At 68.8% G+C, this 18396-nt stretch carries 17 protein-coding genes and 2 pseudogenes; 11 read left to right on the forward strand and 8 right to left on the reverse strand.

Going from position 1 to position 18396, the window contains the following annotated elements:
• Positions 1–30 precede the first annotated feature (30 nt).
• From ACZ1HC_RS15590 to ACZ1HC_RS15635, 10 genes and pseudogenes are all read left to right on the forward strand, one after another.
• On the forward strand, positions 31–1551 hold the full coding sequence (locus tag ACZ1HC_RS15590; RefSeq protein WP_472700890.1) for a sulfatase: 1521 nt from the start codon (positions 31–33) through the stop codon (positions 1549–1551).
• Complete coding sequence (locus ACZ1HC_RS15595; RefSeq protein ID WP_472700891.1) at positions 1548–3074, forward strand: sulfatase; 1527 nt, start codon at positions 1548–1550, stop codon at positions 3072–3074. Before ACZ1HC_RS15590 ends, ACZ1HC_RS15595 begins: the two co-directional genes overlap by 4 nt.
• On the forward strand, positions 3071–4000 hold the full coding sequence (locus tag ACZ1HC_RS15600; RefSeq protein WP_472700892.1) for a DUF4432 family protein: 930 nt from the start codon (positions 3071–3073) through the stop codon (positions 3998–4000). The genes ACZ1HC_RS15595 and ACZ1HC_RS15600 overlap by 4 nt, the downstream gene beginning before the upstream one ends.
• Positions 3997–4956: a formylglycine-generating enzyme family protein gene (locus ACZ1HC_RS15605; protein WP_472700893.1), complete on the forward strand. Its 960-nt coding sequence runs from the start codon at positions 3997–3999 to the stop codon at positions 4954–4956. The genes ACZ1HC_RS15600 and ACZ1HC_RS15605 overlap by 4 nt, the downstream gene beginning before the upstream one ends.
• A 270-nt stretch (positions 4957–5226) precedes the next feature.
• Positions 5227–5754, forward strand: a pseudogene (locus tag ACZ1HC_RS15610) (ABC transporter substrate-binding protein); the annotation flags it as partial.
• A 151-nt stretch (positions 5755–5905) separates the two neighbouring features.
• The gene (locus ACZ1HC_RS15615; RefSeq protein ID WP_472700894.1) at positions 5906–6403 is read left to right on the forward strand and encodes a hypothetical protein; all 498 of its coding nucleotides are present in this window, start codon (positions 5906–5908) and stop codon (positions 6401–6403) included.
• 59 nt (positions 6404–6462) lie between these two features.
• Complete coding sequence (locus ACZ1HC_RS15620; protein WP_472700895.1) at positions 6463–7371, forward strand: carbohydrate ABC transporter permease; 909 nt, start codon at positions 6463–6465, stop codon at positions 7369–7371.
• 8 nt (positions 7372–7379) lie between these two features.
• Complete coding sequence (locus tag ACZ1HC_RS15625) at positions 7380–8198, forward strand: carbohydrate ABC transporter permease (protein ID WP_472700896.1); 819 nt, start codon at positions 7380–7382, stop codon at positions 8196–8198.
• 6 nt (positions 8199–8204) lie between these two features.
• Positions 8205–8627: pseudogene (locus tag ACZ1HC_RS15630) on the forward strand (ABC transporter ATP-binding protein); the annotation flags it as partial.
• A gap of 431 nt (positions 8628–9058) precedes the next feature.
• Positions 9059–9325 carry a TOBE domain-containing protein gene (locus tag ACZ1HC_RS15635; RefSeq protein WP_472700897.1) on the forward strand — a complete coding sequence of 89 codons (267 nt, stop codon included), beginning with the start codon at positions 9059–9061 and terminating at the stop codon, positions 9323–9325.
• Between the two features lie 52 nt (positions 9326–9377).
• Here ACZ1HC_RS15635 and ACZ1HC_RS15640 read toward each other — a convergent pair whose 3' ends face one another.
• The 6 genes from ACZ1HC_RS15640 to ACZ1HC_RS15665 are packed head-to-tail and all read right to left on the reverse strand — an operon-like array spanning position 9378 to position 14922.
• A complete protein-coding gene (locus ACZ1HC_RS15640; RefSeq protein WP_472700898.1) occupies positions 9378–10433 on the reverse strand; it encodes a c-type cytochrome in 1056 nt (351 codons plus the stop codon).
• A complete protein-coding gene (locus tag ACZ1HC_RS15645; protein ID WP_472700899.1) occupies positions 10430–11026 on the reverse strand; it encodes a cytochrome c oxidase assembly protein in 597 nt (198 codons plus the stop codon). Before ACZ1HC_RS15645 ends, ACZ1HC_RS15640 begins: the two co-directional genes overlap by 4 nt.
• Positions 11023–11409: a hypothetical protein gene (locus ACZ1HC_RS15650; protein WP_472700900.1), complete on the reverse strand. Its 387-nt coding sequence runs from the start codon at positions 11407–11409 to the stop codon at positions 11023–11025. Before ACZ1HC_RS15650 ends, ACZ1HC_RS15645 begins: the two co-directional genes overlap by 4 nt.
• Before the next feature lie 11 nt (positions 11410–11420).
• Positions 11421–13967 (reverse strand): cbb3-type cytochrome c oxidase subunit I, encoded by a 2547-nt coding sequence (locus ACZ1HC_RS15655; protein WP_472700901.1) that lies wholly within the window; start codon positions 13965–13967, stop codon positions 11421–11423.
• Positions 13964–14221 (reverse strand): c-type cytochrome, encoded by a 258-nt coding sequence (locus tag ACZ1HC_RS15660; protein ID WP_472700980.1) that lies wholly within the window; start codon positions 14219–14221, stop codon positions 13964–13966. The genes ACZ1HC_RS15655 and ACZ1HC_RS15660 overlap by 4 nt, the downstream gene beginning before the upstream one ends.
• A complete protein-coding gene (locus tag ACZ1HC_RS15665; protein WP_472700902.1) occupies positions 14143–14922 on the reverse strand; it encodes a cytochrome c oxidase subunit II in 780 nt (259 codons plus the stop codon). The genes ACZ1HC_RS15660 and ACZ1HC_RS15665 overlap by 79 nt, the downstream gene beginning before the upstream one ends.
• Positions 14923–15573: 651 nt before the next feature.
• On the opposite strand from ACZ1HC_RS15665, the gene ACZ1HC_RS15670 reads away from it, so the two are divergent.
• The gene (locus ACZ1HC_RS15670; protein WP_472700903.1) at positions 15574–16122 is read left to right on the forward strand and encodes a hypothetical protein; all 549 of its coding nucleotides are present in this window, start codon (positions 15574–15576) and stop codon (positions 16120–16122) included.
• A gap of 99 nt (positions 16123–16221) precedes the next feature.
• Here the strand turns inward: ACZ1HC_RS15670 and ACZ1HC_RS15675 are convergent, their stop codons facing one another.
• Both ACZ1HC_RS15675 and ACZ1HC_RS15680 read right to left on the reverse strand, forming a co-directional pair.
• Positions 16222–18126, reverse strand: coding sequence for a pyrroloquinoline quinone-dependent dehydrogenase (locus ACZ1HC_RS15675; RefSeq protein WP_472700904.1), 1905 nt, complete (start codon positions 18124–18126; stop codon positions 16222–16224).
• 5 nt (positions 18127–18131) lie between these two features.
• Positions 18132–18290, reverse strand: coding sequence for a hypothetical protein (locus ACZ1HC_RS15680; RefSeq protein WP_472700905.1), 159 nt, complete (start codon positions 18288–18290; stop codon positions 18132–18134).
• Between the last annotated feature and the right edge of the window lie 106 nt (positions 18291–18396).

The raw sequence follows: 18396 nt of genomic DNA on the forward strand, positions 1-18396 counted from the left end.
TGATAGCCGGGATGGCACCAGGGGGACACCATGCGCGCCGTCTTTGTGCTTTTCGATTCTCTCAACCGTCGCGATCTGGGCTGCTATGGCGGCCAGGTGCCGACCCCGAACTTCGACCGTTTCGCGGCCCGGGCGCTGACCTTCGACAATCACTTCGTCGGATCGCTGCCCTGCATGCCGGCGCGGCGCGACCTGCATACCGGCCGGCTGAACTTCATGCACCGGTCCTGGGGGCCGCTGGAACCCTTCGACAACGCGATGCCGGCGCTGCTGGCGCAGGCCGGCATCCACACCCACCTGCTCAGCGACCATTTCCACTACCTCGAGGACGGCGGCGCGACCTACCACAACCGCTATTCCACCTGGGACATCGTCCGGGGCCAGGAATACGACTGCTGGGCGGCCTTGGCCGACCCCCCGCTGGCCGAGTTCCGCCGAAGGTATTCCGACAAGCATTACAACGATCCCGCGCACCGGAACCGCCTGCAGCACCAGGTCAACCGGCACTTCATCCGCGAAGAGGCCGATTTTCCGGGCCCGCAATGCTTTTCCCGCGCCTTCGCCTTCCTGGACAACAACCGGTCGGCGGACGACTGGCTGCTGCATCTGGAATGCTTCGACCCGCACGAACCCTTCGTGGCCCCGCAGCGGTTCCACGACCGCTTCCCCACGGACTACACGGGGCCCATCCTCGACTGGCCGCATTACGGCCGCACCGACGACACCCCCCAGGAGATCGCCCAGATCCGCGCCAACTATGCCGCGCTGCTGGCCATGTGCGACGAATACTTCGGGCGGCTGCTCGACTATTTCGACGACCACGATCTTTGGCGCGACACCGCCCTGATCCTGTCCACCGACCACGGCTTCCTGCTGTCCGAACACGACCTGTGGGGCAAGAACGTGACGCCCTGGTACGACGAACTGGCGCGGATTCCGCTGATCATGCACCTGCCCGGCGTGACGCGGCCGGGGACGCGCAGTGCGCTTGTGACGCAGACGCCGGATCTGATGCCCACGCTTCTGGAGCTTTTCGGCCAGCCGGTCCCGCCCGAGGTCCGCGCCCCCTCGATCCTGCCGCGCCTCGACACCCCCGACGACCGCACCGTGATCTTCGGCATGTTCGGGGGGCCCATCGGGGTGGCGGACGCAAGCCACCGGCTGATCCTGTATCCCCCCGATCTGGACGACGAAAGCCTGCGCGAATACACGCTGATGCCCACGCATCTCCACAGCCTGTTCACCCCCGAGGAACTGCGCGACGCGACCCTGCGCGGGCCGCTGGACTTCACCAAGGGCGTGCCGTTGCTGAGCATCCCGGCCCGGGTCGGGGCCAGGCGCCCGCCCGGACCGGACCGAAAGGTGTTCCGCAGCTTCGCGACCATGCTGTTCGACATCCGGGCCGATCCGGCCCAGGCCGCGCCGATCCGGGACGCCGCCGTGCAGGGCAGGCTGACCGCGGCGGTCCTGGCCGAACTGCGGCGCCACGACGCGACCCCGGAATTCTACCGCTGGATGGGGCTGGACGGCGGGGCGGGGGCAACGGCATGAAGTTCGTCTTTGTCCTGTTCGATTCCCTGAACCGGCACGGCATCGGCCCCTATGCCGCCGGGGTGGAGACGCCGAACTTCGACCGCTTCGCCGCCCGCGCCGCGACGTTCGAGCGCCATTACGCCGGCAGCCTGCCCTGCATGCCCGCCCGCCGCGACATGATGACCGGCCGGCCCGGCTTCATGCACCGGTCCTGGGGCCCGCTCGAGCCCTTCGATACCGCCCTGCCTGCCGAACTGCGCCGCGCGGGCATCCACGCGCATCTTGTCACCGACCACTTCCACTATTTCGAGGAAGGCGGGGCGGGCTATCACACCAAGTTCAGCACCTGGGAATTCATGCGCGGGCAGGAGCATGACCAGTGGAAGGCCCAGCTGCGGCCCGACTTCGACCGCTTCGCCCGGATCTTCGCGCCCCGGCACTATGATCCGGCGACCAATCCCGGCCATGTCCAGCACATGATCAACATGGACTCGATGACCCAGGAGGCGCTGCTGCCCGGTCCCTCCTGCTTCCGGGCCGCCCTGGAGTTCCTGGACCGGAACGGCGAGGAGGACGACTGGTATCTGCAACTGGAACTGTTCGACCCGCACGAGCCCTTCACCGTCCCCTACCGCTTTCGCCGGCCGGGCGACAGCGACTGGACGGGCGGCGTCCTCGACTGGCCGGCCTATGCCCGCGTGCAGGAGACCCCCGAGGAAATCGCCGAGATCCGCGCCAATTACGCCGCCCTGGTGCGGATGTGCGACGAATACTTCGGCAGGCTGCTGGATCACTTCGACGCCCATGACCTGTGGCGGGACACGGCGCTGATGGTCTCGACCGACCACGGCTTCCTGCTGACAGAACACGAATGGTGGGGCAAGTGCCGGATGCCCTCCTACGAGGAAGTGTCGCACATCCCGCTGATGATCTGGCATCCCGCCCATCCCGGGACGGCCGGAACCCGGCGGCGGGCCCTGACCTGGACGCCGGACCTGATGCCGACGGTGCTGGATGCCTTCGGGCTGCCCGTCCCGGCGGATGTGCGCGGACGTTCGGTGCTGCCGCTGCTGGATCAGGACCGGCCCGATGATGAACGCGTGGTGGCCTTCGCGATCTTCGGGGGGCCGCTCTCCGTCACCGACGGGCGCCACGTCATGACCCACTGCCCGCCGGATTTCGCCGCGCCGGGGCTGCACGAATACACCCTGGCCCCGGCGCATATGCGGGGCTGCTTCACCGCGAAGGAACTGGCGACGGCGACGCTTCATCCGGGCTTCGGCTTCACCGGGGGCGTGCCCGTCCTGAAGATCGAGGCGCAACCCGACGCCATGCGCGTGCCCCAGCATGATGGCCACGGCTTCGCGGATGCCGGCTTCGCGCTCTATGACCTGGCGGCCGATCCGCAGCAGAAGAACCCCATCCGCGATCCCGCCGTCGAGGCGCGCCTCTACCGGCAGCTTGCCGCCTTGCTGGCCGATCTGGAAGCGCCCCCCGACGCCTTGCGGTGGTACGGGCTCGACCACCTGGCCCCTGCATGAGCGCGCTGTTCCTGCCCGACGACGATCTGGTGCCGGACCCGTTGCGGCTGGTCGGCATCCGGCATTTCCGCCTTGATGACGGGCCTGCCAGCGGTCAGCGCCTGATCCGCGTGGAAACCGCGGCGGGGCTTGACGTCGAATTGTGGCCGGATCGCGGGCTGGATCTGGGCCAGGTGCGGCATTGCGGCGTTCCCTTCGGCTGGACGGGCCCCATCGGCATGGCCGATCCGGCGCGGCTGCGGACCAACCAGCCGCTGTCGGGGCTGCTGTCCACCTGCGGCATCGACCACATCCGCCAGCCCGAAACCGACGGGGGCCGCGCCTATCCCCTGCACGGCGCGATGATGCACCAGCCTGCGACCCTGCTGATGGCCGCCCCCGTGGTCGAGAACGGCGAGACGATCTGCCGGATCGAGGCCGAGGTCACGCAGTATTCGCTGGACCAGGGCGGGATCCGGCTGCGGCGGCGCATCGACCTGCCCCTGACGCGCGCCGAGATCCGCCTGACCGACGAGGTTCGCGTGCTGGCCGGCCAGATCGCGGTGATGGCGATGTATCACGTCAATCTGGGCTATCCGCTGTCGGCGCCCGGCATGCGGCTGGAGCTGAACGGCGAGGATGTGGGCCAGCCCTGCCTGCAGGACGGGATCCGCACCCGTCCTTCGGGGGCCGACGCGCAGGCACGGGCAGTGCTGACCTCGTCCTGGGGCCGCTTCACCCTGGACTACGACGCAGGCGCGCTGCCGGTCTTTCAGACCCTGCGCGACAGCAGGCCGGGCGTGAACCTGCTGTGCCTCGAGCCCGCGACCCATGACCGCCTGCCCCGGGCCGCGCTTCGCGAGGCCGGGGCGCTGCGGCCGACGCCGCGCGGCGGCACCCACCGGTTTTCGCTGGCGATGGCCTTCGACGCGGGACCGCGGGCATGAGCTGCTGTGCCAGGCGCGTGAACGTCCCCGCGCAACCCGGCGCCTGCCCGCCGCCGGCGCGGATGGCGCGGATCGCGGATGCCCGCGCGCCCGCGCGGATCCGCTTTGCCCCGGCCCGCAGCCATACGGGGACGCTCCGGCCGGTGATCGCCGAGGACGGCGAGGGCATTCTCCGCAAGCACGACCTGCGCGGCTTCGAGATCGAGGCAGAGACGGTCACGAACGCGCGCTTCGCGGCCTTCGTCGCCGCCACCGGCTATGTCACCGAAGCCGAAACCATCGGCTGGTCGCCGGTCTTCTGGGGCCTGCTGCCGCCCGCCCTGGCCGCCCGGCCCGCGGCTTCGGGCAGCCTGTCCTGGTGGGTGCCGGTCGAGGGCGCCTGCTGGTTCGCGCCCGAGGGGCAGGGCTCGGACCTTCTGGGGCGCGAGGATCATCCCGTGGTCCAGGTCTCGTGGAAGGACGCCAACGCCTTCGCCCGCTGGGCCAAGGGGCGGCTGCCGTCGGAGGCCGAATGGGAACATGCCGCGCGCGGCGGCCTGGACGATCCCCGCTTCCCCTGGGGCGACGACGAGCCCGACGACAGGCGGATTTTCTGCAACATCTGGCAGGGCCGCTTTCCCGATGAAAACACCTTGGCCGACGGCTTCGGGGGCACCGCGCCTGCCCGATCTTTCGCGCCGAACGGGGCGGGCCTCTACAACATGGCGGGCAATGTCTGGGAATGGACCCGCGACCCCTGGCGCTTCCATTCCCAGGGCCGGCTGGCGCGCCAGCGCAACCGCCTGGCCGTGCAAGAGCAGCACAAGGTGCTGAAGGGCGGCTCGTTCCTGTGCCACATCAGTTACTGCTACCGCTACCGGATCGCCGCGCGGTCGGCGCTGCCGCCCGACAGCTGCGCCAGCAACTGCGGGTTCCGCATCGCCTATGACGCCGGGCCGTCCGCCGCGGGCACTTGATAACCGGCGGTTATCGGACAAATCGCCCTCGCGATTTTTCCTGAAGCCGCCGGATTGGTAAGCATTCTGTGGGAGCATCCCCTGCAGGGATGAGGAGAGAACACCAAGGGGCAAGGGAGGATACGAATGCTGGGCTTCAATCATGGGACAGGACGGTGGCGCCGCCGTCTGCTGGGCGGCGCCGCGGCACTGGTCATGGCATCACCCGCATCCGCCGAGGAGATCCGGATGATCATCAGCCAGTCGCCCTGGCTGAACGCCTTCATCGAGATGGTCGAGCAATACGAGGACCAGAGCGACAACACCATCACGCTGGACGTCACCCCCTTCAACGGCATGATCGAGAAGTCCCGCAACTCGCTGCGCGCGGCCGAGGGGTCCTATGACCTGCTGGCGCTGAATTCCTCGGCCTTGGCCGAGTTCTATGCGGGCGGCTTCCTCAGGCCCCTGGACGAGATCCAAGCGGGCCTGACGGTCCCGGACAACGTCCTGACCTTCGGCAACAGCACGCACTGGAACGCCGAGACGAAATCCTTCGACCCGTCGGGCAGGCTGCTGGGCCTGCCGATCAACGGAAACGTGCAGGTGCTGTACTATCGCAAGGATCTGTACGAGGAAAAAGGCCTTGAGGTTCCCGAGACCTGGGACGAGCTGGAGGCCAACACCAAGGCGCTGAAGGATGACGAGACCTATGGTTTCGTGACCCGGGGCGCCAAGGATTCGATCCTCTACAACTTCACGCCCTATCTGTTCAGCCACGGCGGCGCCTTCTTCAAGGATCCCGCGAACGGCGACTATTCCGTGGTGCTGAACAGCCCGGAAGCCCTGGAGGCCCTGGAAACCTATATCCGCATCGCCCGCGAGATCCGGCATCGAGAACCCGGGCGCCATCGCCCAGGCGGAACTGATCCAACTTCTGGCGACGGGCCGGGCGGCGCAGGCCATCGCGGTGATCGCCGCCAATGCCTCGCTGAACGACCCCTCCAGCTCCATCGTGGCCGGGCAGATCGGCACCGCGCTGATCCCGGCCAAGCCCGGGCATCCCCACAGCTCCGCCGCCGGGCACTGGATGGCCAGCATCCCCACCAACGTGCCCGCCGAAAAGCAGGCGGCGGCCCTGGACTTCCTGACCTGGTTCCTCACGCGCGAGGCGCAGATCGAATACGTGGCCGCAGGCGGCGTGCCGGTCCGCGGCGATCTGGCCGAAGAGTTCCAGGGCGACCCGGCCTTCGACTTCCTGCAGGCCTTCTCGGCCAATGCCGAGGTCTCGCAGATGAACATGCCGCTGGTGGAAGGCGTTGAGCTTAGCAACGTCATCTCGCTGGAACTGAACCGGGCGCTGATCGGCGAAATCAGCGCCAGGGAGGCGTTGAACGCGGCCGCGGCGCAGGCCCACGACATCCTTGCCGGGGCCGGCTACACGCTGACCCCGCCGGGCTCGCTCTGACGGTGCGGCGGCTGGCCTTGCGCCGGCCGCCGCACGTCTCCACGGTGCAGGAACCCAAGATGCGAACCACCACCAAAGGCCAACGCAACGCGGTCTGGCGCATCGGCTCGCTGGTGCCGGCGGCGCTTGTCCTGCTGGTGCTGTCGGTCTATCCGGTCTTCAACCTCATCGGCCTCAGCCTGTCCGAGGTCCACTGGGCGGACGGCCAGTCCACCAGCCGGTTCGTCGGACTGGAGAATTACCGCGCGGTGTTCCTGGACCAGCCGGTCTATTGGGCCGGGGTTCGCAACACCATCGTCTTCGCGCTGCTGGCGGTGGCCTGCCAGATGATCCTGGGCTTCTGCATGGCCCTGTCGGTGCAGAACCTCAGGGGCGTGCCGCGGTCGATCCTGACGGCGATCTTCCTGCTGCCGATCGTCATTCCCCCCATCGTCATCGGGGCCATGTGGCGCCTGCTGCTGGGGCGCGACTTCGGCATGGTCAACGCCATCCTTGAGGCGGTGGGCCTGCCGGCGGTCGATTTCCTGGGCGACGCCGGCATCGCGCTGTTCTCGGTCATCGCGGTGGATGTCTGGCACTGGACGCCGTTCGTCTTCCTGCTGCTGCTGACCGGGCTGGAAAGCCTGGATCAGGAGGTGTTCGACGCCGCCCGGTTCGACGTGACCTCGGGATGGCAGCGGCTGCGCCACGTCACCCTGCCGCTGATGCTGCCCACGATCGTCATCACGCTGGGGCTGCGGCTGATCCTGTCCTTCAAGGTCTTCGACGAAATCTATCTGCTGACCGGCGGCGGGCCCGGCACCGCGACCGAGGTCATCAACTTCTCGATCTACCGGACCTTCTTCGCCCAGGACGACACCGGCCTTGGCGCGGCGATGTCGGTCCTGACGCTGGCTGCGGTCGCGGTCCTGATCGTCGTCGTCAACGGGCTGATCCGCCTGCGCCGCAGCCGCGAGGCCCGGCCATGAGGCGGGCCGTGACGAAACGCTTCCACCCCGGAAACATGCTGGCCTGGGGCTATGCCCTGCTGATCCTGGGGCCGATGATCTGGATCCTGACCAATTCCTTCAAGCGCCAGATCGACATCCTGATGGGCACGCCGCTGGCGCCCGTGACGCTGGTGAACTACCGCCAGCTTCTGTTTTCGCGCCAGTCGGACTTTCTGGCGAACCTGGCCAACAGCGCCATCGTCGCGGTGATCTCGACGGTGATCGTGCTGGCCATCGCCACCCTGGCGGCCTTCACCATCGTGCGGCTGCAGCCGCCGAAATGGGCGACCTGGCTGCTGATGGGCTGGGCCCTGGTGTTCCACATGCTGCCCACGCTGACCTTCGTGGGGTCGTGGCACGTGATGTATTCCAACGCCGGGCTGCACGGCACCTATGCGGCGCTGATCCTGACCCAGGTGGTCCACAACCTTCCCACCACCCTGTTCCTGATGGCCGGCTTCATCCTGGCCATCCCGAACGAGCTGGTTCAGGCGGCCCGGCTGGACGGATGCAGCTACGGGCAGGTCTTCGCGCGCATCGTCCTGCCGCTGTCGCTGGGGGGCATGGCGGCTGCCGGCGCCCTGGCCTTCATCAGCGCCTGGAGCGACTTTGCCATCGCGCTGAACCTGTCGGACCGCGACACCATGACCGCGCCGGTCGCGATCGCCACCTTCGCGCAGGAACACGAGGTGCGCTACGGCGAGATGGCCGCGGCCTCGGTCGTGTCGATGATCCCGGCGCTCGTGCTCATCCTGTTCGGTCAACGCTATGTCATCCGCGGCCTGATGGCCGGCGCGGTGAAGTGAGGCTTCATGTCCTATCTGGAACTCAGGAACGTCTCCAAAAGGTATGGCGCCGCGGTGGTGGTTCCCGGCGTGGACCTGGCCATCGAAGCGGGCGAGTTCGTCTGCCTGGTCGGTCCCTCGGGCAGCGGCAAGTCCACCCTGCTGCGGATGATCGCCGGGCTTGAGCCGATCTCGGGCGGCAGCATCCGCGTGGCGGGCGAGGACATCTCCGGGGCCGACCCCTCGGACCGCGATATGGCGATGGTGTTCCAGAGCTATGCTCTCTATCCGCACATGTCGGTGGCCGACAACATCACCTTCGCGCTGCGGATGCGCGGCATCGACCGGGCCACCATCGACGCGCGTCTGGCGCAGGCCCTGACGATGCTGAAGCTCGAGGGGCTGGAGAACCGCAAGCCGCGCGATCTGTCCGGCGGCCAGCGGCAGCGCGTGGCGATGGGGCGCTGCATCGTGCGCCAGCCGAAGCTGTTCCTGTTCGACGAGCCGCTGTCCAACCTGGACGCCAAGCTGCGCAGCCAGACGCGCCACCAGATCCGGCACCTGCACGACCAGTTGCAGGCGACCTCGATCTTCGTCACCCATGACCAGGTCGAGGCGATGACCATGGCCGACCGCATCGCCCTGCTGAACTTCGGCGAGATCCAGCAGATCGGCAGTCCCCAGGAACTGTATCTGCGGCCGCGCAACCGCTTTACGGCGGGGTTCCTGGGTTCGCCCGAGATGAACTTTCTCAGCGGCACGCTGTCGTTCGAGGAGGGCTGCGCCTCGAAGGGCCGGCCAGCCTGGCGCTGCCCGCCAGCGATGCGCGCCGCGCCCTGGTGGGTTCGCGCTGCCAAGCGGGGCAGGCCGTCGAACTGGGCGTGCGCCCCGAACATCTGCGGCTGTCCGACGCCCTGCCGGGGACGCTTCCGCTGGCGGTACAGACTGTCGAATGGCTGGGCGCCGAGGCCTATGCCTTCGGCACCGTCCAGGGGCACGAGATCGGCCTGCGCCTGCCCGCCGAACGCGCGCAGTCCGGCGCGCTTCCCCAGCAGGGCGATGTCCTGCATCTTGGGATGCAGCCCGACAGCTGGCACCTTTTCGATCCGCAAAGCGGCCTGAACCTGTCCCTGCCCGAACAGGCCTGACCACGCCGGGGCGGCGCCTGCCGCAGCCGCAGGCAGCACCGCCCGCCGCCGGTCAGTCGGCGCGGTCCCCGTCGGCCGGGGTCCTGCTTGCGAAATAGGCCGCAAGCGCCCGGATCTGCGGGTCGGACAGCGACTGGGCGGCCATGTGCATCAGCACCGCCCGTTCGCCGCCCCCGCGCCGGCCGTCGCGCCACAGCATCAACTGCTGTTCCAGATAGGCCTGCCCCTGCCCGTCCAGGGGCGGGATCAGCGGATTGCGGTTGCGGGGCCCGTGGCAGGACAGGCAGGCGGGCACGCCCGGCGCCCCGGTCCGGGCGATCGCCTCGGCCTCGGCGGCAGCACCCGCGCCGTTGCCGACGCGGCGCGCAGGCTCCACGGCCGCGTCCAAGTCGGCCAGGGCGGCGGCAAGGCGGGCATCCGCCGCCGGGTCCACCTGGCTGATGGCGTGGGACATGATGCCGCTGGGCCGGGCACCGGTGCGATAGGCCTGGAGGGCGGTGGCGATGTATTGGGGCGACAGGATGTCCAGCCGGGGCGCGCGCGCGGTGCCCTGGCTGCCGTGACAGCCGGCGCAATAGCCTTCCGGCGCGGCAGCGGTCAGGGCGGCATAGTCCTGGGGGCCAAGCCCGCGCTTGACCGCCGTCAGGAAGGCCACGACGGCCCAGACCTCGTCGCCGCGGGCTTCGGCGGGCCAGGCGGGCATGCCCGACATCTTGACACCCTGCTCGACGATCCAGTGCATCTCGGCCGGCTGCCAGTCCGCCACCGCCTCCTCGATCCGGGGCGGAAGCGGCTCCATCGCCCGGATGGTGGCGTCGGCCAGCTGTCCGGGGCTGGCGTGGCACATGCGGCAGGCGCTGTCGAAATGCCGCGCGCCCAGTTCGATCAGCGCCGGATCCTCCAGATCCCCGGGCACGGCCTCGGCAGAGGGGGCGCGCAACTCGACCGCGTTCTGGAAGGTGGTGTGCAGCACCCAGGCGGAGACGGGCCAGTGCCCGGCCTTGGCCGAGGTGTTGTAAAGGCCCAGGAACACCACCGCGGCCCCGGCCAGGGCGGCAAGCCCCGCCACCGCGGCCAGGGTAATCGCGACGATGCGCAGACGGCTCATGACGCCACCTCGCGCAGCGACAGCGCCCGCGCCGCCAGCGCGACGCCCCCCGCCAGATAGACCGGCGTGCCGATGGCCAGCATCAGCATCCCGCCGACCGCCTGCGCGCCCAGGGCGGGGGGCGTCCCGCAGAAGGCGGCATAGAGATCGCGCGGCGCCAGCGTCAGCAGCGCGCCCAGCAGCGTCATGTGCATCGAGGTCAGCAGCAGCCCGCCTGCCCCGGCCAGCGCCAGCCCCGGATCGCCCAGGGCGACACCGCGCAGGCAACTGCCCCAGACCGCCAGCCCGGCCAGCAGGAAGCTGGCCTGCTCGACCGCGAAGCCGGCCGGCAGCCGGTAGGCCAGCCCGTGGGCGGCAGGCAGGTGCCAGGCCCAGACAAGCCCGAATTCCAGGGCGGCCGCCACCAGCGGCGGCAGCGAAAGCCAGCCGCCAATCGCCGGAAAGCCCAGGACCAGCAGCGGCGCGGCCAAGGCCACCAGCACCATGTGGCGGACCATGTGCAGCGGAAAGCGCGGCGCCTCGTGCAGGGGCAGCAGCCAGATGGCGGCCAGAAGCAGCAGGCCCCCCAGGGCGAAAGGCCAGCGGACGCTCATCGGCAGCTTCCGATGAACAGGGCCGGCAGCGCCACGTAGACGACCCCGACGAACGAGATGATCGACAGCAGAAGCGCGGCGTGTCCCAGGAAGCGATAGGGCCCCTCGACGTGGTCGTCGTGGTCGTGGGGCGACCATTGCCGGTAGGAATGCCAGCCCTGCCAGGCGATCGCCAGCAGCGCCAGCACCGTCAGGACCGCGATCGACTGGCGCAGGAAGGTCACGCCGCCGGGCGTGGCGTGCTTGGCGCACCAGACGGCGGCGCCGGCGTAGCAGAACAGGAAGTGGAACGCCCAGACCGTCGGCGCCAGCGCGATGCGGAACAGGCTGCCGGTAGCGCCGCGGAACTCGTCCTGGTCCTGGCGGTGGCTGATCCCCGTCACCCGATCCTCCCTCATAGCAGCCTCGGCGCCAGGCCGATGACGGCGGCGGTCACAAGCACCGTCAGCACATGGAAGTGCCAGAACAGCGAGACGTTCCACAGATCCGCGTCGTGATCGGCGTCGATCTTGCCGAAGACGAGGCCGGCGAGGCAGTAGCCCTGCATCAGCACCCCGGTCAGGACATGCGCCCCGGTCCAGATGACCAGGGCGCAGATCACCGCGGGATAGACGTGGCTGGCCGGAGACAGATCCAGCACCGACAGGACCAGAAGCCCGCCGCCGATCAGCGCAAGAAGCGGCGCCAGCACCAGCGCGCCCACCGCCCGCCGGCGATCACTCCCGCGGTTGAGCCGCCGCGCCGCCATCGTCATCACCCAGGACAGCACCAGGGCCAGCGTCGCCAGCAGCACCAGCACCGCGTCGGCATGGTCGGCCTGCGCCGGCGGGAAGTCCGGGCGGGCCGTCCAGTAGAAGAAAAAGCCGAACACGATGGACGCGAAGGCCGTCGCGTCCCCCAGCATGGTGATCCACATGGCCCACCACCCCACCGACTGCGGCCCGGCGGCATAGGTGGGCAGGCGCAACTGCAGCCCTGCGTCCTTCATCTCCTCCTCGGGGATGCGCGCGGTCGATGTCCACAGCCAGTAGACGATGCAGGCCACGCCCAGCAGGCCGGAAACCACCGCCGGCGCAAAGAGGTGGAAGGTCGGCAGAATGAAGCAGCCGCCGATGAAGACGGCAGCGGCCAGCGTGATCCAGGCATCGCCGGTGACGCGCTGGATCTGGACGGGCCGGGCGTCGATGACGCTGGTCACCAGCGTCTCGCGCAGTCCTTCGGGGGCGTCAGGCAGGTAGAAGCGCCCTTCCGCCATGCGGTCGACCAGCTTGGGCTGATCCCACAGCGGATAGCGCGAGGTGATGAAGGGGATGGACCGCACGCCCCAGTCCTCGTCCGACAGGGTCGCGCTCCATTCCAGGGTGCCGGCCTTCCAGGGGTTCGGCTCGCGCAGCCGCGGCTTGCCCGGGCGCAGCAGATCCCAGGCGAAGATCAGGAAGCCCGCGGCGATGATGAAGGCCCCGACTGTCGAGATCAGGTTCAGCGTGTTCCAGCCCAGATCCGCGGGATAGGTAAAGACCCGGCGCGGCATTCCCAGCAGCCCCGTCAGGTGCATCGGCAGGAAGGTCAGGTTGAACCCCCCGAAGATCAGCCAGAAGGCCCATTTGCCCAGCCGGACCGAAAGCAGGCGCTTGGTGAAGAACGGATAGAAGTAATAGACCCCCGCCATCACCGGCAGGACCATCCCCCCGAACAGGGTATAGTGCAGGTGCGCCACGATGAAATAAGTGTCGTGCACCTGCCAGTCGAAGGGCGCGACGGCCAGCATCACGCCGGTCAGCCCGCCCGCGGTGAAGATCGCCAGCCCTCCGGCGATCCACAGCAGCGGCAGGCTTTTCTGCACGCGCCCCACCATCAGCGTGACCAGGAACACGAACAGCTGGATGCCGGTAGGGATCACCACCGCCTCGGAGGCGGCGGAAAAGAAGGCCAGCGAGATCATCGGCAGCCCGGTGGTGAACATGTGATGCACCCACAGGCCGAACGACAGGAACCCCGTTCCCACCGCCGACAGCACGATCCAGGAATACCCCACGATCGGGCGCTGCGCCATCGTCGGCACGATCATCGCCGCGATCGCGACCGAGGGCAGGAAGACGATATAGACCTCCGGGTGGCCGAAGATCCAGAACAGGTGCTGCCAGAAGATCGGGTCGCCGCCGCGCGACGGGTCGAAGAACGGCCAGTCCAGGGCGCGTTCCAGTTCGAACAGCAGATCGCCCGCGATCAGCGGCGGGAAGGCGAACAGGATCATCCCGCCCACCACCAGCACATACCAGGCGTAAAGCGGCATCATGTTGATCCGCATCCCCGGCGGCCGGCATTTCAGCACCCCCACGATCAGCTCGACCGCCGCCGCGATCGAGGCGATCTCGATGAACGACAGGCCCAGCAGCCAGATGTCCGACCCCACCCCCGGAGCCTCGGTCGCCAGGGGCGGATACATGAACCAGCCCGAGGTGGGCGCGGCGTCGAACAGCACCGAGCCCAGGACGAACACCCCGCCGATCAGGAAGGACCAGTAGCCGAAGGCCGACAGGCGCGGAAAGGGCATGTCGCGCGCAGCCAGGAAGGCCGGCAGGATCAGGATCGCCATGGCCTCGAACAGCGGCACGGCGAACAGGAACATCATCGCCGAGCCGTGCATGGTGAAGAACTGGTTGAACCGGTCCGGATCCAGAAACTGCAGTCCCGGGAAGGCCAGCTGCACGCGCATCAGCAGCGCCAGCAGCCCTGCCGACAGCATGAAGGCGAAGCAGGTCAGCGAATACCACTTGCCGACCTCGGAATTGTTGACCGTTGTCAGGTAGCCAAGGCCGGTCCTGGTCTTCCAGATCCGCCGCAGCCGGTCCTCCTGGCCCTGCCTGACGTCCTGCGGGACCGGTTCGGCCAGCATCGCCTCGGTCGGGGGATAGATGCCCTGGGGCGTCCGGTCGATCATTCCAGGCTCTCCAGATAGGCCGCCAGGTCGGCAAGCTGCTGCGGCGCCAGCCAGTCATAGGATGGCATGGCGGCTTCGGGCTTGATCTCGCGCGCATGGGCGATCCAGCGCGTCAGATCGTCCCGGTCCATCTCCATGATGCCCGCGGCCAGCGAGGCGCGCGAGGCCAGATGGGTCAGATCCGGCCCCAGGCTGCCGGCGAACTCGGTGCCGCGGATGCTGTGGCAGGCCCCGCAGCCCTCGTCGCGGAAGATCGCCTGTCCGCGCGCCTCGGTCTGCCCCTGCGGCGGGGGGCGGGCGCGGCCTGACCGGCAAGCCAGTCGTCGAAGTCGCCGGGCGCCATCACCACCGATTGAAAGGCCATCAGCGCGTGGGAGGCGCCGCAGAACTCGGCGCACTGGCCGCGGTAGAAGCCTTCCAGATCGGGATGAAGCGTCAGGACGTTCTCGCGACCCGGGATCATGTCCATCTTGCCGCCCAGCGAGGGGATCCACAGCGAATGGATAAAGTCGCGGGCGGTCAGGCGCAGTTCGGTCCGGCTGCCGGCGGGGAAGCGCAACTCGTTGGCCGACAGGATCGGCGCCTCGGCCCCTGGCGGCCAGTATTCGACCCGCCACCACCATTCCTCGGCGGTCACGCGGATGACCAGCCCGTCGCCCGGCGCGCGCTGCGACGGCATGATCGACAGCCCCCAGGACAGCAGCGCCCCCAGCACGACCGCCGGCAGGACGACGCCCGCGCCGAGGATGATCCAGTTGCCGTGGCGGATCGGGAAGGCGCGTCGGTTCACCTGGGTGACGTAGAAGAACAGCCCGTTCATGGCCAGCCAGATCACCACCGCGCCCGCCAGCATGACCAGGAACATCAGGTACAGCTGCGCCGCGTCCTGCCCCCGGGGCATCAGCGCGGATTGCGGGCCGTCGCAGCCGCCCAGCAGCAGGCACAGGGCGGACATCTGCAACATCCTGATGTTGCGGCGGGTATTCATCCTGATGTGGCCCTTCGCAAGCCTGACCGTTGGACGCCCAACCCCTCGCGGCTTTGTGAGGTTCCGTGATCCCCTGCCGGCGTCGCGCATGGCCGGCCCGCGGGACACGCCATTGCCCGCGCCCATCCGCGGCATCGCCTTCCTGTCGGGCAGCCCCGGCTGCTTCCGGAAAAGCGAAAGCATTCGCGTCCTTAGCAGGTGACCCGCGATCACGGCATCGCGAAGCGGCGTCGTCTTGCCGGCCTCCTTGGCGCGGCCGGCCCGGGTCCTCCGCGCCGGAAGAAGAAGTAACGGCCCCCGCCGCTGCGCCGCGCCGGTCCCGCCTTTGCGGGCGCCCCGGGGGGAACAAACGATCACGGCCCCGTGTTTGCAGGATCCTTAAGCCTTCAAGGAGGAGCTTATCATGCGATTTTCTGTCAAACTGGCGGCCCTGACGGCCGTCTGCACGCTGCCTGCCACCGTGGCACTGGCACAGGGACAGGATGGCGCTGCGACGGGAAGCATGGGCGAACGCAGCCCGGACCAGGTCACCTGCGCCGACATCACCGCGATGGACACGCGCCTCGTGCCGGGCGTTCTCTATTATGTCTCGGGCTACCAGCAGGAAGCCGCGCAGGCATGGGGGGTGCAGGCGGCAGCGCCACCGCGACGGGCGGCGACGCCAGCCAGGCGGCGACCTCTGCCGGCGGCGGAACGGCCGACAGCAGCGGATCGGCTGCGTCCACGCCATCGGCTTCTGCAGGTTCGGGGGCAGCTTCCGGCGGATCGGCCGCAGCCACGGGCGGCACTGACGCGTCCAGCACCGGCGGCAGCCCCGCGACCGCCAGCAACGGAACCGCATCCCCGGCGGCAGGCCAGGGCGGCAGCAGCGCGGCGGCCGGCGGCGGCACCGCGGCCTCGGGCGACATGTCCGCCCCAGGCGCGGCGGGCGGCGCGATGGACGGCGCATCGATAGGCTCGATGAATGTCGTCCGCGTCACCGGCATGTTCGAAATCCCGGTCGAGGAAGTCATGGTCGTCTGCGCGGAAAGCCCGGACATGATGGCCACGGACGCTGTCGAGCAGCACCGCGGCAGCGGCGGCGCATCCTCGACCAGCGGCGGCGCATCCTCGACCAGCGGCGGCGCATCCTCGACCAGCGGCGGATCCTCGACCCCGTCGAACTGACTGGCCGGACCACCTTGGAATCCGAACGGCGGCGCTGATGCGCCGCCGTTCTTCATGCCGGTCCAGCCGCCCCGCAGGACGGCCAGCCCCGGCCTCGGCTCATTCGGGCAGGGCGAAGGCGATCAACTGGTCGGCCACCTGCGGCTTGATGATCGAATTGCCCCCGACCGCGAAGACGACATACTGCCGCCCCTTGTAGTCATAGACGGCCGGGTTCGACACCGCCGGCGCATCGACCTGCGCCTTCCACAGCACCTCGCCCGTCGCGGCGTCCAAGGCCCTGACGCGCGCATCCATCGACGCGCCGATGAAGATCAGCCCCGACGCGGTGACCACCGGCCCGCCGATCGTCGGCGACCCCCAGCTTTCGGGCATGTAGAAGCCCCATTTCTGCACCTGCCCGAAGGGGACTTCCCAGACCTTCTCGCCGGTCTTCAGGTCGATCGCGGTCATCAGCCCGTAGGGCGGCTTCCAGCAGGGCATCCCGATGGGGTTCAGGAAGTTCTCGAGCCGGAAGCCGAAGGGCGTGCCATGCATCGGGAACAGCCCGCCCTCGGCCTCGCTGCCGCCCGAGGTGAGGCTGTCGTATTCCTCGCGCTCGATCAGCTGGTAGATCTGCGCCACGCGCGAGCTGTTGATGTAGAAGATGCCGGTTTCCGGATCGACGGCGCCCCCGCCCCACTGCATCCCCCCGGCGGTCGCGGGAAAGGCCAGCGAGCCTTCCAGGCTGGGCGGCGTGTAGCGGCCCTCATAGCGCAGATCCTCGAACCGGCGCGAACAGTAGCCGAAGGACGCGATGTCGGCCAGGCCGAAGACCCCGCCCCAGTCGTCCCCGGTCGTCGAGGCGGGACGGCTGGGAAAGGGCTGCGTGGGCGCGGCCCTCTCTCCCTCGACGTCCGAGGCGGGGACGGGGCGTTCCTCGATCGGGAAGATCGGCTCGCCGGTCAGCCGGTTCAGCACGAAGGCGAAGCCCATCTTGGTGGGCTGAACCAGGGCGGGCGTCGTGCTGCCGCCGTCCTCCGGAATGTCCACCAGCGTCGGGGCCGACACGGTGTCGTAGTCCCAGATGTCGTGGTTGACCAGCTGGCGCGACCACACGACTTCGCCCGTGTCGCCGTCCAGCGCGGTGACCGAGGTCGCCAGCGGGATCGGCTCCAGCCGGGTTCCGCCATAGTAGTCGGCACTGGGGCTGGAGACCGGCAGATAGACCAGGCCGTTCTCTTCGTCCACCGACATGGCGGTCCAGACATTGGCGGTTCCGGTGGTGCCGGGGTAATCCTGCGGGATGGAATAGAAGCTCCAGATCCGCTCGCCAGTGCGCGCGTCCACGGCAAAGACCGAGCCCAGCGGGTTGGCGGCGTCGTACCAGTCCTTGCCGGCCCAGCCCAGCAGCAGCTTGTCGCGAAAGACCGTGGGCGGCTGCAACTGCGACAGCGGGAAGTTCGCGCCCGGCCTGTTCCACTGGTTCACGTTCAGGATGCCGCCCTCGCCGAAGTCGGCGCAGAGCTGGCCGGTATCGGCATCGACCGCGTGAAGATGGGCGTCCATCGTGCCGATATAGACGCGCTTGGCGCAGGGGCCGGAGGCGCCCGGATCCTCCCAGTAGGTCACGCCGCGGTTCTTCAGCTCGGGCTGAGTCAGCGGCTCCAGCACGGTGTCGTCGGGCGCATAGGTCCAGACGACCTCGCCGGTGTCGGGCCGGACCGCGATGATGCGGTAGAAGGGCGTGCCGACATACAGAAGGTCGTTGGCCAGGATGGGCGTCGCCGACCAGACGGTGCCCACCAGATTGCCCGATCCGTCCGAGACGTCGCCGGTATGGATTTCCCACGCCTTCTCGAGATCGGCGACATTGTCGGGGGTGATCTGCGTCGAGGCCGAATATTTCTGCGCCATCGCGTTGCCGTGGAAGGTCTTCCATTCGGTCTGCTGGGCCTGCGCGCCCGTGTCAGTGAAAGGAAGCGCGGCCGTCATCACGGCGGACAGGACAAGCATCGGTTTCATTGGTCTTACCTCGCCACCAGAATGAAGATCAGCCACAGCACCAGCGTCAGCGCGACCGCCAGCATCATCCAGCCCTGCATCAGGAACCAGGCGCAGACCAGCGTCAGGATCCCGCCGATCAGGATCATCACCGCGATGAAGGTGCGCAGTCCCCCCGGCGCCATGCGCCCGACCAGAAGCGAGAGCCACCGTCAGGGCGGCCGTCCCCAGGATCGCCAGGGCCGCGCCGGGAGTTCCGGCGATGCCGGAGCCCTGCCAGAAGAAGGCCGC

It is taken from the genome of Paracoccus sp. BR5-17, from assembly GCF_055693925.1.

What these genes read in the sequence shown, in the direction of transcription:
- ACZ1HC_RS15590 (WP_472700890.1), top strand. Translation starts at nt 31, where the DNA reads ATGCGCGCCGTCTTTGTGCTTTTCGATTCTCTCAACCGTCGCGATCTG.
- ACZ1HC_RS15595 (WP_472700891.1), top strand. Translation starts at nt 1,548, where the DNA reads ATGAAGTTCGTCTTTGTCCTGTTCGATTCCCTGAACCGGCACGGCATC.
- ACZ1HC_RS15600 (WP_472700892.1), top strand. Translation starts at nt 3,071, where the DNA reads ATGAGCGCGCTGTTCCTGCCCGACGACGATCTGGTGCCGGACCCGTTG.
- ACZ1HC_RS15605 (WP_472700893.1), top strand. Translation starts at nt 3,997, where the DNA reads ATGAGCTGCTGTGCCAGGCGCGTGAACGTCCCCGCGCAACCCGGCGCC.
- ACZ1HC_RS15620 (WP_472700895.1), top strand. Translation starts at nt 6,463, where the DNA reads ATGCGAACCACCACCAAAGGCCAACGCAACGCGGTCTGGCGCATCGGC.
- ACZ1HC_RS15640 (WP_472700898.1), bottom strand. Translation starts at nt 10,433, where the DNA reads ATGAGCCGTCTGCGCATCGTCGCGATTACCCTGGCCGCGGTGGCGGGG.
- ACZ1HC_RS15645 (WP_472700899.1), bottom strand. Translation starts at nt 11,026, where the DNA reads ATGAGCGTCCGCTGGCCTTTCGCCCTGGGGGGCCTGCTGCTTCTGGCC.
- ACZ1HC_RS15655 (WP_472700901.1), bottom strand. Translation starts at nt 13,967, where the DNA reads ATGATCGACCGGACGCCCCAGGGCATCTATCCCCCGACCGAGGCGATG.
- ACZ1HC_RS15665 (WP_472700902.1), bottom strand. Translation starts at nt 14,922, where the DNA reads ATGTCCGCCCTGTGCCTGCTGCTGGGCGGCTGCGACGGCCCGCAATCC.
- ACZ1HC_RS15670 (WP_472700903.1), top strand. Translation starts at nt 15,574, where the DNA reads ATGGGGGGTGCAGGCGGCAGCGCCACCGCGACGGGCGGCGACGCCAGC.
- ACZ1HC_RS15675 (WP_472700904.1), bottom strand. Translation starts at nt 18,126, where the DNA reads ATGAAACCGATGCTTGTCCTGTCCGCCGTGATGACGGCCGCGCTTCCT.
- ACZ1HC_RS15680 (WP_472700905.1), bottom strand. Translation starts at nt 18,290, where the DNA reads ATGGCGCCGGGGGGACTGCGCACCTTCATCGCGGTGATGATCCTGATC.